Origin of the sequence: Bradyrhizobium sp. 147 (assembly GCF_023073935.1) — a bacterium.
GTDB lineage: Bacteria > Pseudomonadota > Alphaproteobacteria > Rhizobiales > Xanthobacteraceae > Bradyrhizobium.
Window position 1 is genome coordinate 53,287 of sequence record NZ_JADPKL010000096.1, and the last position, 14,659, is coordinate 67,945.

Annotated in this window: 14 protein-coding genes; 10 read left to right on the forward strand and 4 right to left on the reverse strand. The window is 63.7% G+C overall.

What is annotated here, in order from left to right:
* Positions 1 to 60: 60 nt before the first annotated feature.
* On the reverse strand, positions 61 to 1,422 hold the full coding sequence (gene pcaB, locus IVA87_RS23965) for a 3-carboxy-cis,cis-muconate cycloisomerase (RefSeq protein WP_247308028.1): 1,362 nt from the start codon (positions 1,420 to 1,422) through the stop codon (positions 61 to 63).
* A 371-nt stretch (positions 1,423 to 1,793) separates the two neighbouring features.
* Between pcaB and IVA87_RS23970 the strand changes: the two genes are divergently transcribed.
* Entirely contained in the window at positions 1,794 to 3,353 is a 1,560-nt protein-coding gene (locus IVA87_RS23970) for a winged helix-turn-helix domain-containing protein (RefSeq protein WP_247308025.1), read from the forward strand.
* 53 nt (positions 3,354 to 3,406) lie between these two features.
* On the opposite strand, the gene IVA87_RS23975 is transcribed toward IVA87_RS23970, so the two are convergent.
* Both IVA87_RS23975 and mddA read right to left on the reverse strand, forming a co-directional pair.
* Complete coding sequence (locus IVA87_RS23975) at positions 3,407 to 3,829, reverse strand: GFA family protein (protein WP_247308022.1); 423 nt, start codon at positions 3,827 to 3,829, stop codon at positions 3,407 to 3,409.
* A gap of 85 nt (positions 3,830 to 3,914) precedes the next feature.
* Positions 3,915 to 4,700 carry a methanethiol S-methyltransferase gene (gene mddA, locus IVA87_RS23980; protein ID WP_247308020.1) on the reverse strand — a complete coding sequence of 262 codons (786 nt, stop codon included), beginning with the start codon at positions 4,698 to 4,700 and terminating at the stop codon, positions 3,915 to 3,917.
* Positions 4,701 to 4,834: 134 nt separating this feature from the next.
* Between mddA and IVA87_RS23985 the strand changes: the two genes are divergently transcribed.
* From IVA87_RS23985 to IVA87_RS24020, 8 genes are all read left to right on the forward strand, one after another.
* Positions 4,835 to 6,385 carry a winged helix-turn-helix domain-containing tetratricopeptide repeat protein gene (locus tag IVA87_RS23985; protein ID WP_247335280.1) on the forward strand — a complete coding sequence of 517 codons (1,551 nt, stop codon included), beginning with the start codon at positions 4,835 to 4,837 and terminating at the stop codon, positions 6,383 to 6,385.
* Positions 6,386 to 6,655: 270 nt separating this feature from the next.
* Positions 6,656 to 8,206, forward strand: a complete 1,551-nt coding sequence (locus IVA87_RS23990) for an ABC transporter substrate-binding protein (protein ID WP_247308004.1) — start codon at positions 6,656 to 6,658, stop codon at positions 8,204 to 8,206.
* Positions 8,207 to 8,405: 199 nt separating this feature from the next.
* Positions 8,406 to 9,377, forward strand: coding sequence for an ABC transporter permease (locus IVA87_RS23995; protein WP_247308001.1), 972 nt, complete (start codon positions 8,406 to 8,408; stop codon positions 9,375 to 9,377).
* A complete protein-coding gene (locus IVA87_RS24000; protein ID WP_247281726.1) occupies positions 9,374 to 10,213 on the forward strand; it encodes an ABC transporter permease in 840 nt (279 codons plus the stop codon). Before IVA87_RS23995 ends, IVA87_RS24000 begins: the two co-directional genes overlap by 4 nt.
* Positions 10,214 to 10,215: 2 nt before the next feature.
* Positions 10,216 to 11,835, forward strand: a complete 1,620-nt coding sequence (locus IVA87_RS24005) for an ABC transporter ATP-binding protein (RefSeq protein WP_247335284.1) — start codon at positions 10,216 to 10,218, stop codon at positions 11,833 to 11,835.
* Between the two features lie 359 nt (positions 11,836 to 12,194).
* Positions 12,195 to 12,368: a hypothetical protein gene (locus IVA87_RS24010; RefSeq protein ID WP_247335288.1), complete on the forward strand. Its 174-nt coding sequence runs from the start codon at positions 12,195 to 12,197 to the stop codon at positions 12,366 to 12,368.
* Entirely contained in the window at positions 12,365 to 12,574 is a 210-nt protein-coding gene (locus IVA87_RS24015; protein ID WP_247281729.1) for a hypothetical protein, read from the forward strand. The genes IVA87_RS24010 and IVA87_RS24015 overlap by 4 nt, the downstream gene beginning before the upstream one ends.
* Before the next feature lie 120 nt (positions 12,575 to 12,694).
* Complete coding sequence (locus tag IVA87_RS24020) at positions 12,695 to 13,720, forward strand: AEC family transporter (protein ID WP_247307993.1); 1,026 nt, start codon at positions 12,695 to 12,697, stop codon at positions 13,718 to 13,720.
* Here IVA87_RS24020 and IVA87_RS24025 read toward each other — a convergent pair.
* The gene (locus IVA87_RS24025; protein ID WP_247307991.1) at positions 13,646 to 13,930 is read right to left on the reverse strand and encodes a hypothetical protein; all 285 of its coding nucleotides are present in this window, start codon (positions 13,928 to 13,930) and stop codon (positions 13,646 to 13,648) included. The genes IVA87_RS24020 and IVA87_RS24025 overlap by 75 nt on opposite strands.
* Before the next feature lie 184 nt (positions 13,931 to 14,114).
* Here IVA87_RS24025 and IVA87_RS24030 point away from each other — a divergent pair, with 184 nt between their 5' ends.
* Positions 14,115 to 14,435 (forward strand): hypothetical protein, encoded by a 321-nt coding sequence (locus IVA87_RS24030; protein WP_247281732.1) that lies wholly within the window; start codon positions 14,115 to 14,117, stop codon positions 14,433 to 14,435.
* Positions 14,436 to 14,659 lie beyond the last annotated feature (224 nt).

A 14,659-nucleotide genomic window follows, 5' to 3' on the forward strand; every position in this document is an offset into this window, starting at 1 on the left:
CGCAAGTGCGCGAGCACCTTGCGACAGCGATAAGATACGCAGTTTCACGCATGTTGGTTTTCAACGCGTTGCCGATTTCAACACCCGGTCGACCATGGCCGGCGCAAGGCCGAGGTAATTTCTTGGCGAGGTGAGTGCCTCGATTGTGGCACGGTCGATGCAGTTCAAGACGCGGGAGTCGGATGAAAGCGCATCCGCCAGCGACAGACTTTTCTCACTGGCGAGCCGGCAGGCGTCATAGACCATGTCATGCGCCTCCTGCCGCCCGATTTGCGGCGCGAGCCCCATCATGACCGCTTCGGCCACGATCAGGCCGCGGCTGATGGCGAGATTGTCGTTCATCTTCGCCTCATCCACGATGAGGCCTGCGAGCGCAAACTTCGCCTGGTGCAGCGCGCCGGCGGTCAGCACGAAGCTTTCTGGGATTGCCATCCATTCGGCGTGCCAGGGGCCGGTGGCGCGCTCGAAATCCTGCACCATCGCATCCAGCATCAGGCCTGCATGCTGGCGCACCGCCTTGGACGCCGCAAGCATCAGTTCGGAGGAGATCGGGTTGCGCTTCTGCGGCATGGTGGAGGAGGCGCCGCGCCCCTTGACGAAGGGTTCGTAGACCTCGGCAAACTCGGTCGAAGCCATGATCATGATGTCGAGCGCGATCTTGCCGAGCGAGCCGGTGACGAGCGCCAGGAAGTTCACGGCCTCGGCAAAGCCGTCGCGCGCGACGTGCCAGGTCGAGGCGGGAACGCCGAGCTTCAGCTCGGCGCAGAGCGCCTCCTGCACCTCGAATCCCTTGTCGCCGAGCGAAGCCAGCGTGCCGGCAGCGCCGGCAAACTGGCCGACCAGGACGCGCGGCTTCAACTGCGCCAGACGCTCGGCATGACGGTCGAACATCGCGAGCCAGATCGCGGTCTTGTAGCCAAACGTCACCGGCAGCGCCTGCTGCAGATGGGTGCGGCCCGCCATCGGCGTATCGCGATAACGCTTGGACAGGTCTGCAAGAATCCGGCGCAGTTCGGCAATGTCCCTTTCGACGATCTCGAGCCCGGCACGCAGTTGCAGGACCACCGCGGTGTCCATGATGTCCTGCGTGGTCGCGCCCCAATGCACGTAGCGGCCAGACTCGCCGCACTGCTTCACCATCTGATGCACCAGCGGCAGGATCGGATAGCCCACGATGTCGGTCTCCTGCCGCAACAGATCGAAATCGAGCGCGGAAACATTGGTCCCGGCCGAGATCTGATCAGCGGCGTCCTGCGGTATCACGCCGCATCTGGCCTCTGCCTTCGCCAACGCCACCTCGACCTCGGCATAGCGCGCCACCAGCGCGAGATCGGAGAACACTTCCCGCATCTCAGGCGTGCCGAAGGCGTCGCGGAACAGCATGGAGTCGAGCACGGTGGTCCCAGTGGGAAAAGCGGGCATGGGCATTTCTTCGTGGTTGGAGTGTTCTCTGTGAAGGCAGCTTACGCGGGCCATGCTATTCGACAATGCCTGCCATACGACCGGGTCGTCCTGGCGGATGCCCACGGGCATTCGCCGGGCATTCGCCAGGACGACGCTGGGGAAGTGTCCGACACTGCGGACGCAGCTACACTTGCGGATTAACCCAGCGGCATTCTGCGCCAAGCCTCCACATTCTATCGAGGTCGTATTCCCCATCCGAAGACAGCATAACTGGCATCACGCGATCGTGGTGAACCTGACAGCCCCTTCGGCGGACTTACAGATTTTCAAGTCGAAATCCATTTGGTTTTAGTATTGCCCGATGTCGTGGGAAGGACTGAGTTTTCGACGTGCAATTTCTGTTCCGGGACCATCTCCTCGATACCGACCGGCGCGAGCTGAGCCGCGAGCAGGTTCCCGTTGCCGTGGAACCTCAGGTTTTCGATCTGGTCGTGCATCTCATGGAGAACCGCGACCGGGTGGTCAGCAAGGGTGAGCTGATCGACAAGATCTGGCACGGCCGCAGCGTCTCCGAATCGACGCTGACCAGCCGGATCAACGCGGCACGCAAGGCGATCGGTGACAATGGCGCGAACCAGGCGCTGATCCGCACCATCGCGCGCAAGGGCTTTCGCTTCGTTGGCGACGTCGAGGCAAAGCGCGGCGCGGCCGTTCAGGAACCCGGTCCCGCGGCGCCGGTGGCGCAGACCACGCTCGCGCTACCCGACCGGCCCGCAATCGCCGTGCTGCCCTTCACCAACATGAGCGGCGACCGCGAGCAGGACTATTTTTCCGACGGCATCAGCGAGGATATCATCACCGCCCTGTCGAAGCTGCGCTGGTTCTTCGTCGTCGCGCGCAACTCGTCCTTTGTCTACAAGGGGCGCGCTGTGCACATCCACGAGGTCGCACGCGAGCTCGGTGTGCGCTACGTGATCGAAGGCAGCGTGCGGCGCAGCGGCGAGCGCCTGCGTATCTCGGCGCAGCTCAACGATGCCTCGACCGGCAGCCATCTGTGGGCGGAGCGCTACGACCGCGAGCTCGCCGACGTCTTCGCCGTGCAGGACGAGATCACCGAGGCGATCGTCGCGGCGATCGAACCGCAGCTCTACGCCGCCGAGAGCTTTCGCGCGCAGCAGAAACCGCCGGGCAGCCTGGATGCCTGGGATCTGGTGATGCGCGCATTGTCGCATTACTGGCGCATCACGCGCGAGGACAATGCCGCTGCGCAGGAGCTGCTGGAAAAGGCAATCGCGATCGATCCCGCCTATGGCAAGGCGCTGGGCCTGCTCGCGACCAGCCACATCTTCGGTGCGCATATGGGCTGGGCGGAAATGGCTGCGACCGTGCCGATCGCCGAACGCGCAGCGCTGGCCGCGGTGGAGGCCGATCGCGACGATGCCTGGGCGCATCACGGCCTCGCCTATACTTATCTGTTCCGCCGCCGCTTCGACGACGCACTGGCGGAGTTCGATCTGGCTCTCAAGCTCAATCCGAATTTCGCGATGGCGTACGCCTTCTACGGCGTGACGCTGTGCTACGCGGGGCGATGGCAGGACGGCGACGCCGCCGCGCGCCGTGCGCTGCGGCTGAGCCCGCGCGATCCGCTCGCCGCGATCTATGGTGGAGTTGCGGCCTACGCCCGGTTCATCGGCCGCGACTACGAAGGAGCCGTGCAGATGGCGCGCGAGTCGCTGCGGCAACGCAGCGATTTCGTCGGCGCGCATCGTGTGCTGACAGCCGCCGCCGGTATATCGGGAAATGCGGCCCTTGCCGCCTCCGCCCTGGACGGCCTGCGCCGCGCCCAGCCCGGCATTTCGCTTGCCTGGATCACGCGCGAGCTGCCGATGCTACGCGACGAGGATCGCGCGCATTACCTGGAAGGGCTGCGGCGCGCAGGGATGAGGTAGCTCGCCACAGCTTACCGGCCCCTGGGGGCCTCCAGGGGAGGGCAAGAAAAGTCCTACTCCTGCATCATCTCGCCGCTGCCGCCAAACTCGGCGGGAAAGTCCTTCAGCTTGGGCAGGCCGTCGCGCATCGGCAGCACCGTCTCCGCATAATTGACGTGGACGCCTGGCGAAAATGCGAGCGTGGGGATGGTGGCGGTGAAGACGTCGATCAGGCCGAGCGGCGGGTGGTTGGTCATGAGATGACCGCCGCACTTCTTGCAATATTTGCGTTGGCTGAGCGGCGTCTTGGCGAAGGTCTCGACGTTCTGGGCGCCTTCGGTGATGCGCACCGCCTCGGGCTTCCACAGGCTGAAGGCATTCACCGGTCCGCCCGACCACGACCTGCAAGAACGGCAATGGCAATAGCCCATCGCCTCCGGCTCGCCCGTGACCTCGATCGTGACCGCGCCACAGAAGCAGTTTCCGACATGTTTCATTTTGCTCGTCTCCATTGGGATCGATATTGCTGGTCGGGCCAGCCACGCGTCCTCCTTTCGGTGGACGCCTGGCGCGAGGCGAAGACTATACCGATCTGCGCCAGGGAATAAGCATCGACACGCGTTGTTTGTACTGCCGGTACTCGTCGCCGAAGAGAGCGACGAGGTCGCGCTCCTCCAGCGCGATGCCGACGAAGATGTAGAGCGTGGTCACGGCGGCGAACAGCAGATGGCCCGCGGTCATGACCGGCGCCGCCCAGAACGCGATGATGAAGCCGAGATAGATCGGATGACGAACGAATTTATAGAGCAGCGGGGTCTTGAACCGCGCAGGCGCCGCTTCCTTGCCGACGAGATGGTTGGTCACCTGATGCAGGCCGAACAGCTCGAAATGGTTGATCATGTAGGTCGAGGTGAAAACCAGCACCCAGCCTGCGAAGGACAGCGTGACCAGCGTCACGGCAAAATCGGGATCCTGGACCTCCCAAACGACTGAAGGCAGCGGCCGCCACTGCCAGAACAGGAGCAGCAACGACAGGCTCGCCAGCAGCACATAGGTGCTGCGCTCGACCGGCTTCGGGACGAACTGCGTCCACCAGGCCTTGAAGCTCTGACGCGCCATCACGCTGTGCTGGATGGCGAACAGGGTCATCAGGAGGAGATTGATGATGACGGCCTCAAGCGGGGGCGTGGCGGTTCCGGTGTCGATGGTCTTCGGCACGACCAGCCCCATGACGAAGCCGATGGCGTAGAGAATGGTGACGAAAAACACGAGATATGCCGCAATTCCGTACAGAAAGGCGACGAACTTGAACATGCGTGAGCCCGCAACCGCCGGGCTGATCGAATGAACCTGATCAATCTGAGACATGGAAAGCTCCGTTGTGCCAAAACATCGGCACTATGTGGTCGCCCCACCATGCGCTTCGGACGGGCCTGAGACTTTCGCCGACAATTGATTTTCGCCTGAGACGCCATTGATTTTTGCTTGAGACGACACAAAACGTGCGATTTTGCTTTGAAAACAACGTGCTCGACGGCGACCTGCGGGAACTCACCTGCGCCGGGATAGCCGTGCCGTTGCAGCCGCAGGTGTTCGATCTGTTGCTCTATCTGGTTGCTCAACGCGCGCGTGTGGTCAGTAAGGATGACCTGATCAGCCAGATCTGGAGCGACCGCATCGTCTCCGATTCCGCCCTGAACAGCCGGATCAACGCCGCGCGCAAGGCGATCGGCGACGACGGCGCGACCCAGCGGCTGATCAAGACCATTCCGCGCAAAGGCTTTCGTTTCGTCGGCGAGGTCCAGGAAGAGGTGGCGGCGTCGCCTGCGCCCGCCATATCCGTTTCTGCCCGGCCGCACACCGCCACAGACCGCCCGGCAGTCGCGGTGCTCGCCTTCGAGAACATGAGCGGCGATCCCGCGCAGGACTATTTCGGCGACGGCATCAGCGAGGACATCCTCACCGCGCTGTCGAAACAGCGCTGGTTCATGGTGATCGCCCGCAACTCGTCTTTCACCTACAAGGGACGCGCGGTCCACATCAGGCAGATCGCCGAGGAACTCGGCGTCCGCTACATCGTCGAGGGCAGCGTGCGCAAGGCGGACAACCGGGTGCGCATCACCGCACAGCTCAACGATGCCACGTCGGGCAGCCATCTCTGGGCCGAGCGCTACGACCGCGAGCTGATCGACGTCTTTGCCGTGCAGGACGAGATCACCAACGCGATCGTGGCGGCGATCGAGCCGCAGATCCACGCGGCCGAAAATTTTCGCGCTCACCGCAAGCCGCCTGCGAGCCTGGACGCCTGGGATCTGCTGATGCGGGCACTGTCGCACTACTGGCGCGTGACGCGGCAGGATCACGAGGCCGCCCGGACGCTGCTGGAGCGCGCGATCGGAATCGATCCGAATTATGGTCAGGCGCTGTCGGTGTTGGCGGCAAATCATATGTTCGGCGTGCATCTCGGCTGGGCCGAGCTTGCCGCGGTGGCGCCAGTGGCGGAAGCCGCCGCGCTCGCTGCCGTGCGCTGCGACCATGAGGATGCCTGGGCGCATGCCGCGCTCGGGAGCGTCCTGTTCTCGACACGTAGGCTGGCCGACGCACTGTCCCAGTTCGAGCAGGCGCTCGCGCTCAATCCGAACTTCTCGCTGGCGCAGGGCTATTACGCGCTGGCACTGTCTTATGCCGGACGCTCGAAGGAATCGTTCGAGGCGGCGCAGACGGCAATCCGGCTCTCGCCGCGCGATCCCTCGCTGGCGATCTATCACGGCATTGCAGGCTATGCGCGCTTTACCGACCGGCACTATGACGAGGCGATCGCGCTCGCGCGCGAGGCGATCCGGCACCGCGGCGACCTCACCGGCGCCTACCGCGTGCTCGCGGTCTCCGCCGGCATGACCGGGGACGCAAAGCTTGCAGAGATGGCGCTGAGCGAACTCCGCCGCGCCCAGCCCGGAATCTCGCTGCACTGGATCGCGACGCAACTGCCGTGGGCCAATGACGCCGACCGCAATCACTATCTGGAAGGATTTCGGCGGGCGGGGTTGCGATGACGGGCCTGCCCGCGACGCTGTGTCGCTAGCCGCGGGTCATGTCGGCCAACGACCGACATCAGCGCTACACAGCGATAAGCGGCAGATAAATCAAAACAGGACACGCTGTACATTTTTTGTGCGAACGTTGTCGCGACTTTCATCTTGCGGCGCCGAGCGAGACTATGTGAGCCTCGCTACCGGATGGGGACTGGGATGGGCCGGCCGTCGCTTTGCGCGCGAGCACGTTGCGAAGCGTTACCGGCTGACCTCGCTTGATAAAGTTTAGACATGCCGAAACGAGTGTTGCTTGGTCTCCTCCTGGCTTGCGGCCTCACGGCCCCGGCGCCGGCGCAAGAGCCGAAAACAGGAGGCGTGATCAATGCCGTGATCCAGCCCGAGCCGCCCGGCCTGATGCTTGCAATAGTCCAGAACGGTCCGACCCAGATGGTGTCGGGCAACATCTTCGAGGGGCTGCTGCGCTACAGCCCCAAGCTCGAGCCGCAGCCGGAGCTCGCCGAGAGCTGGAGCGTAAGCGAGGACGCGAAAACCTACGCCTTCAAGCTCAGGAAGGGCGTGACCTGGCATGACGGCAAGCCCTTCACCGCCGCAGACGTGCTGTTCTCGGTCGAGATGCTGAGGCAGACCCACGCGCGCGCCCGCAACAACCTCGCCCAGGTCGACAAGGTCGAGGCGCCCGACGACTACACGGTGGTCTTTACGCTGAAGCAGCCGTTCGGCCCGTTTCTCGGCATCTTCGAGGTTGGCTCGATGCCGATGGTGCCGAAGCATCTTTATGAAGGGACCGACTTCAAGACCAATCCCTACAACAACGCGCCGATCGGCACCGGTCCCTTCATGTTCAAGGAGTGGCAGAAGGGCTCGTTCATCCGCCTGGTCAAGAACCCGAACTACCATGAGAAGGGCAAGCCCTATCTCGACGAGATCTACTGGCAGATCATTCCTGACGCCGCGGCGCGCTCGGTGGCGTATGAGACCGGCAAGGTCGACGTGCTGCCCGGCGGCTCGGTCGAGAATTTCGACGTGCCGCGGCTGTCCAAGCTGAAAGACACCTGCGTCACCGGTGCCGGCTGGGAGTTCTTCTCCCCGCTGGCCTGGCTCTGGCTCAATAACCGCCAGGGTCCGCTCGCGGACAAGCGGGTGCGGCAGGCGGTCATGTATGCAATCGACCGCGATTTCGCCAAGGACGTCATCTGGAACGGGCTCGGCAAGGTCGCGACCGGCCCGTCGGCCTCGACCATCAAATATTACACCGACGACGTGAAAAAATACCCGTACGATCCGGCAAAGGCCAAGTCGCTGCTGAAGGAAGCCGGCTACAAGGGCGAGAAGATCCGCCTGTTGCCGCTGGCCTATGGCGAAACCTGGCAGCGCTGGGGTGAAGCGGTGAAGCAGAACCTCCAGGACGCCGGTATCAACATCGAGACGATTGCCACCGACGTTGCTGGCGGCAACCAGAAGATCGGCGACTGGGACTATGACATCGCCTTTACCTATCTCTATCAGTACGGCGATCCCGCACTCGGGGTAGGACGCAATTACGTCTCCAGCGCCATCGCCAAGGGCCAAGTCTTCAATAACGTCGAAGGCTACTCCAACCCGGAGATCGACAACCTATTCGCCGACGGCGCCGTCGCGACCCCGGACTCCAAGCGCAAGGAGATCTATGAGAAGGCACAGAAGATCCTGGTCGAAGACGTGCCGGTGGCCTGGATGCTCGAGCTGCAATTCCCGACCATCATGCGCTGCAAGGTCAAGAACCTGATCACCACGGGGATCGGGGTCAATGATGGCTTCAAGGACGCATGGCTCGACAAGTGATGGTGCACGCCGCACGCTTGTTTCACCTTCCCGGCTTGCGGCGGAGGTCGACGCGCTCGCAGAGCGCGGCGGGAGAGGGCTTTCTCCACCCGGTGTCCTCTCTGCGGAAATACCCTCTCCCCTACCCTCTCCCGCAAGCGAGAGAGGGAGCGCACCGCGATCGCCGCTGCGTTCAACCTGATCTGATCGCCATCTAATTATGCTCTCCTTCGTCGCTCAGCGTGTCCTAAAGGGCGTGATCGTCCTGCTCGCGATCATCGTCCTCAATTTCTTCCTGATCCGACTTGCGCCCGGCGACCCTGCGGTGGTGATGGCGGGCGAAGCCGGCGCCAGCGACCCGATCTTCGTCAAGCAGCTCCGGGAAAAGTTCGGCCTCGACAAGCCAACGCCCGAGCAGCTCTTCATCTACGTCAAGGGCGTCGTCACTCTCGACCTCGGCTTTTCCTTCCGCCAGCAGGCGCCGGTCGCAAAGCTGATCGGCGAACGGCTGCCGGCAACGCTGCTGCTGACACTGACCGCATTCGCGATCTCGCTCGTGCTCGGCATTCTCTTCGGCACCTTCGCCGCGCGCTTTGCCGGAACCTTCCTCGACACGGCCATCACCGTCTTTGCACTGATCTTCTACGCCATGCCGATCTTCTGGGTGGCGCTGATGGGGATCCTGCTGTTCTCGGTCACCATGGATTGGCTGCCGAGCTTCGGCTACGAGACGGTCGGCGCCAATCTCACCGGCCTTGCCCGCGCGATCGACGTCGCAAAGCACCTGATCATGCCGGCGATGACCCTCGGGCTGTTCTTCATGGCGACCTACACCCGCATGACGCGCGCCTCGATGCTCGAGGTAAAGCGGCTCGACTTCGTCAAGACCGCGCGCGCCAAGGGCCTGTCCGACGCCGTGATCCAGCGCCGCCACGTGCTGCGCAACGCGCTGCTGCCGGTCGTGACGCTCGCCGGCGTGCATTCCGGCACGCTGATCGGGGGCGCCGTCATCACCGAGACCGTGTTCGCCTGGCCCGGCATCGGCCGGCTGATGTACGACGCGCTACTCCAACGCGACTACAACCTGCTGCTCGGCGTCTTCGTGATCTGCTCCGCCATGGTGCTGATCTTCAACCTCATCACCGACCTGGTCTACCGCCTGGTCGACCCGCGCATCGAATTCGCTTCATGAAACAGTTTTGGAAATCGATGCTGAAGAGCCCGAGCGGCGTCATTGGGCTCGTCATCCTGCTGCTTGCGATCTCGGTCGCGGTGTTCGGGCCGATGCTGTTCCCGAACTCGCCCTGGCGCATGGTGCAGCGGCCGTTCCTGCCGCCCTTCACGCTGCAGGCCGTGCCGCTCGGCACCGATGCGCTCGGCCGCGACGTGTTCGCCGGCATGATCTTTGGCGCGCGCGTGTCGCTGCTCGTTGGCCTCGTCTCGACGCTCGTAGCCTTGATCGTCGGCGTGCCGATCGGCGCGATGGCCGGTTATTTCGGCGGCAAAGTCGACGATGCCTTAATGCGCTTCACCGAATTCTTTCAGACCATTCCGAGCTTCGCGCTCGCGATCGTGCTGGTCGCGATCCTGCAGCCCTCGATCTATTCCATCGTGGCTTCGATCGCGGTGGTGAGCTGGCCCCCGGTCGCCCGCCTCGTGCGCGGCGAGGTGCTGTCGCTGCGCACGCGCGAATATGTCCAGGCCGCGGTGGTCACGGGACAGAGCAACACCTGGATCATTTTGCGCGAGATCCTGCCGAACGCACTGTCGCCCGTGATCGTGCTGGCCTCGCTGATGGTGGCGACCGCAATCCTCTTGGAATCCTCGCTGTCGTTCCTTGGCCTCGGCGATCCCAATCTGATCTCCTGGGGCTACATGGTCGGCGCCGGCCGCACCGTGATCCGCCAGGCCTGGTGGATCACGGTCTTTCCCGGCGTGGCCATCCTGATCTCGGTGCTCGGCCTCAATTTGATCGGCGAAGGCCTCAACGACGCGCTCAATCCGCGACTCTCTCGGGAGGGGCGCTGACGATGACCGCACCGCCCGCCATCTCCATCAGGAACCTGAGGATCGCGCTGCCCAAGGGCGCCGAGCGTCCGTTCGCCGTCGACGGCGTCTCGCTCGATTTGCAGCCCGGCAAGATCGTCTGCGTCGTCGGCGAGTCCGGCTCCGGCAAGTCGATGTGCGCGCATGCGCTGATGGGCTTGTTGCCGGACACCGTGTCGGTCGCCTCCGGCGAGGTCCAGTTCGAAGGTCGCGACCTGCTCAAGCTGGGCGACGACGGCTGGCGCGATCTGCGCGGCCGCAGGCTCGCGATGATCTTTCAGGAACCGATGACCGCGCTCAATCCGTTGATGCGGATCGGTGACCAGATCGTGGAGATGTTCGAGGCCTATGGCCTGCTCACGCCGAAGGAGCGGCGCGCAAGAGCACTCGCGTTGGCGCGCGAGGTCGGCCTGCCCGACCCCGAGCGGATCGTGCGCGCCTACCCGCACCAGCTCTCCGGCGGCCAGCGCCAGCGCGCCGTGATCGCGATGGCGCTCGCGCTTGAGCCCGCGGTGCTGGTCGCCGACGAGCCGACCACCGCGCTCGACGTCACCACGCAGGCACAAATTCTCGATCTGATCCGCAATCTCCAGCGCAACCGCAACATGGCGGTGATGTTCATCACCCACGATTTCGGCGTGGTCGCCGACATCGCCGACCAGGTCGTGGTGCTCCGACACGGCAAGGTGGTCGAGGAAGGTCCCGCTGCGACGGTTTTCCACGATCCGCAGCACGATTACACCAAGGCGCTGCTCGCCGCCGTGCCGTCGATGGACCCGCCGGTGCGCAAACCGCTCGACGATCAGGCCCACGCCGTCGAGGTGAACGGACTGGACAAGACCTACGTCACGTCGGGCGGCTGGTTTCGCGAGGACCGCCGCGTCGAGGCGGCGCGCGAGGTCAATTTCAACATCCTCAAGGGCGAGACGCTCGGCCTCGTCGGCGAATCCGGCTCCGGCAAGTCGTCGGTGGCACGGCTCGTGATGCGGCTGATCGAAGCCGACCGCGGCACGGTGCGGATCGGCGACACCGATCTCACCTCTCTTTCGGGCAGGGCGCTGCGCGCCGAACGGCATCGCATCCAGATGATCTTCCAGGATCCGTTCGCCTCGCTCAATCCGCGGCGCAAGATTGGCCACATCATCGCCGACGGCCCGATCGCGGCCGGCACCGATCCGAAGGTCGCGTTCGACCGCGCTCGCGATCTCCTCAGGATGGTCGGCCTCGACGCCGGCGCCCTCGAGCGCTATCCGCACGAATTCTCCGGCGGCCAGCGCCAGCGTATCGGCATTGCGCGCGCGCTCGCGCTCGAGCCCGAGATCATCGTCGCAGATGAAGCCGTCTCCGCGCTCGACGTTTCCGTGCAGGCGCAGGTGTTGAAGCTGCTCGAAGACCTCAAGGCGCGCCTCGGCCTTTCGATGCTGTTCATCACCCATGATCTGCGCGTCGCGGCGCAAATCTGCGACCGCATCGCGGTGATGCAGCGCGGCGCCATCGTCGAACTCAAGCAGACCGCGCAGCTCTTCGCCGCGCCCGAGCACGCCTATACGCGTGAACTGCTGGCGGCGGTACCGGGGCGGAAGGCGCGCGCGCCGGCGGCATGAACGATGGTCGTGACCAGTTCGCCGAGCTGCAAGATTGTTCCAAAAACTTGCACGTGATGCCGGCGAAACATATTTGGTCGATCGGCATTTGCTTTGCAGAGACTGCCTTGCCGGTGCGGCAAGAGTAAGCTGTCATCGGCGTCCGCTCGCGCGGTAATTGCAGCAGCGCGATAAGAGCGGTGAACGGCCCCCGTACCTGGCGCAAGAACACCCCGGCGTTGGGATGCCCGCGCGGTCACAGGTTTTTTATTCCGTCGTGAACGGGACGCCGTTTCAAAGCCGAGGGGACGCCATAGATGCGATTAGGATGATCATCGTCATCTCATGACCTGCTTGCCCCACTGATATTCGGAGCCAACATGGGCGAAATTATTCGATTTGTCTCAAGATCCGAGCGCGAGCGCGCGCGCCTCATTCAGGAGGCACGCGCAATCTACGACAGCATCTTTCCGCCATCCGATCCGATCAGTGATGGGCAGGATAAAGCAACGGGCCGCACGATCAGCGGCGGCGACAGGGATAACCTCTCGTGATCAAGATCATTGCCGTGCTTTGCAGTCTCTCCTCCCCGACCAATTGCCACGAGCAGATTGTCACCAGCTCGGACTTTGCTCAGGTCTCGGTGCAGTCCTGCCTGATGGGCGCCCCGCAGCTTGCGGAATGGATGAACCAGCATCCGGCTGAGCGCCTGGCGGCATGGCGTTGCGTAATTGGGAAGCAGGACCGGAGGGGAATCTAACGAGGAAGATTTCGTCCTTTGCGATTGACGATCACCCGGGACGGCTCCATTAAATCCCGCAGTGACGACAATCCATCGCTGGGCTAACCTCGCCGCCGTTCGTCAATGAGGGGAAGCCGGATGGAGGTCGCCAGCCTCGTTCTTCCCGTATTCGCGATCATCGTCACCGGCTGGCTCGCAGGCGAGTTCGGCTATCTCTCCCGCTCGCTTGCCGATGCGCTGGTGCACTTTGCTTACAACGTGGCGATGCCGGCGCTGCTGATCGTCACGATCGCGCGGGAGCCGGCCCGCAACCTGCTGGAATGGCGCTTCCTGCTCGCATTCGGCGGCGGTTCACTGATCTGCTTCGGGCTGGTGTTTCTGGCAGTCCGCGCGGGTGGCAAGCACGATATCGCCAGCAGCACCATTCATGGGATGGCGGCGGCAATGACCAATACCGGGTTTGTCGCGCTGCCGATCCTGCACGCGATCTACGGCCAGCCCGCCGTCCTGCCCGCCGCAGTAGCGACAGTGTTCGTGGCCGCCGTAATGTTTCCGATCACGGTCATCCTCCTGAAAGGACGCGACCCGCACCAGCCCGCGCATCCCACGGGACTGGCAAAGCAGATCCTGCTCAACCCGATGGTGCTGTCGACGCTCATTGGGCTGGTGTGGGCGATCACGGGCTTGCCGATTCCGGCGCCGGTCGCGACCTATCTGAACATGATCGCTGCAGCGCTCACGCCTTGCGCGCTGTTTGCCATCGGGCTTGGTTTGTCCGTCGAGGGCCTGCGATCCAACCTGAAGGCATCGTTTGCGCTCGCGGCGGTGAAACTGGTGATCATGCCTCTGATCGTCTACGGACTCTGCGTGATCTTGGGCCTCGATCCTCTCTACACGGTCGCCGCCGTCGTCTGCGCGGCCGTGCCGACGGCGAAAACCGTGTACGTCCTCGCGCATGAGCACAAGGTCGAGGAGAAGCTGGTTGCGGCCACGGTCTCGATCACGACGATGCTGTCCATCGCAACGTTGCTGGTCGCGCTCTATCTGCTCTCCGGCCTCGCGATTGGCGCCCCGCTGACCGGCATCGGTCTATCTCGTGGTGTTGCTCCAGGTGGGGACCGAGTTGGTCACGCCGACCGAGGGCCAATTGTACGAGCCGACTGACGGCGCCGTGACGGTGCCGACCGTCTGTCCGGACGACCCATAGGACGCGCTCGGCTGCGCTGACGGCGTTCCGGCACCGCTATTGGTCGGCGCCACCACACCGGTGCTGTAATGTCGGCTCGACCGGGCTTTCTTCGCTTCGGCCGCAAAGGGCACGGCAAGCAGCCCGGCAGTGACGAGTGCGGCAATGGCGAGTTTGATGGTTGTCATGGCCTGATCCTTTCGCCCCGTGCCCGGTATGCCAAGTGTTCATTCATCGGAAAATTTCCATAGGTCTGCGTTCATAACTCCGTGCGCGCGCGAACGTGCCGGGGGCTGCGCGCTCGCCGCCTTCGGATGAACCCGAATCAGCGCTAGTGCATTGGCTTCAGTGACTTTCCTGGACGCAAGCAGCATGACCGGCGCCGAACTGAAGCAACTCCGCAACGACCTCTCCGACGCCCTTGAGCGCAAGCTCACCGCGGCCGACATGGCCAGGCTATGCGGGCTGCCGGAGAAAGGCGGCGCCGAGACGATAAGGCGCTGGGAGGTCAGCGGCCCGACACCGGCGGCGACCAAGGTGCTGCGCGTGCTCGCGATGGCGAGCGAGCGGTATCCGATCCTGGAAAAGTTCGACATCTTCGATCGTCACGACGTGCGCGAGGAAGACCGCCCGGCAAAGCGCGCGGCCTTTCGCGCGCAGATGCGCGACGAGGCGCGGCGACGTCTTGGTTAAGAGGAGGCGCCCGCAAGTTACCGGCGACGGGCGAAGTTAAGCCTTCCTTCAGCATTTCTTAAGCCGCCATTAAGCACGAAAATCATTTGGGGCCCAATAGGTTAGGTTGGGGCCCGCTGTGTCACGCATGTGACAGCATTTTCGTCAAAAGCGAGCTATCTGCAAAACCAACGACGGCGCGAAAGCGCGCCTGCCGGGGACCTTACGTGTTGGAGTTCAAGACG

Bases quoted from the DNA above. Each gene is read 5' to 3' on its own strand.
- pcaB (WP_247308028.1), bottom strand. From the start codon at position 1,422: ATGCCCGCTTTTCCCACTGGGACCACCGTGCTCGACTCCATGCTGTTC.
- IVA87_RS23975 (WP_247308022.1), bottom strand. From the start codon at position 3,829: ATGAAACATGTCGGAAACTGCTTCTGTGGCGCGGTCACGATCGAGGTC.
- mddA (WP_247308020.1), bottom strand. From the start codon at position 4,700: ATGTCTCAGATTGATCAGGTTCATTCGATCAGCCCGGCGGTTGCGGGC.
- IVA87_RS23990 (WP_247308004.1), top strand. From the start codon at position 6,656: ATGCCGAAACGAGTGTTGCTTGGTCTCCTCCTGGCTTGCGGCCTCACG.
- IVA87_RS23995 (WP_247308001.1), top strand. From the start codon at position 8,406: ATGCTCTCCTTCGTCGCTCAGCGTGTCCTAAAGGGCGTGATCGTCCTG.
- IVA87_RS24000 (WP_247281726.1), top strand. From the start codon at position 9,374: ATGAAACAGTTTTGGAAATCGATGCTGAAGAGCCCGAGCGGCGTCATT.
- IVA87_RS24005 (WP_247335284.1), top strand. From the start codon at position 10,216: ATGACCGCACCGCCCGCCATCTCCATCAGGAACCTGAGGATCGCGCTG.
- IVA87_RS24010 (WP_247335288.1), top strand. From the start codon at position 12,195: ATGGGCGAAATTATTCGATTTGTCTCAAGATCCGAGCGCGAGCGCGCG.
- IVA87_RS24020 (WP_247307993.1), top strand. From the start codon at position 12,695: ATGGAGGTCGCCAGCCTCGTTCTTCCCGTATTCGCGATCATCGTCACC.
- IVA87_RS24025 (WP_247307991.1), bottom strand. From the start codon at position 13,930: ATGACAACCATCAAACTCGCCATTGCCGCACTCGTCACTGCCGGGCTG.
- IVA87_RS24030 (WP_247281732.1), top strand. From the start codon at position 14,115: ATGACCGGCGCCGAACTGAAGCAACTCCGCAACGACCTCTCCGACGCC.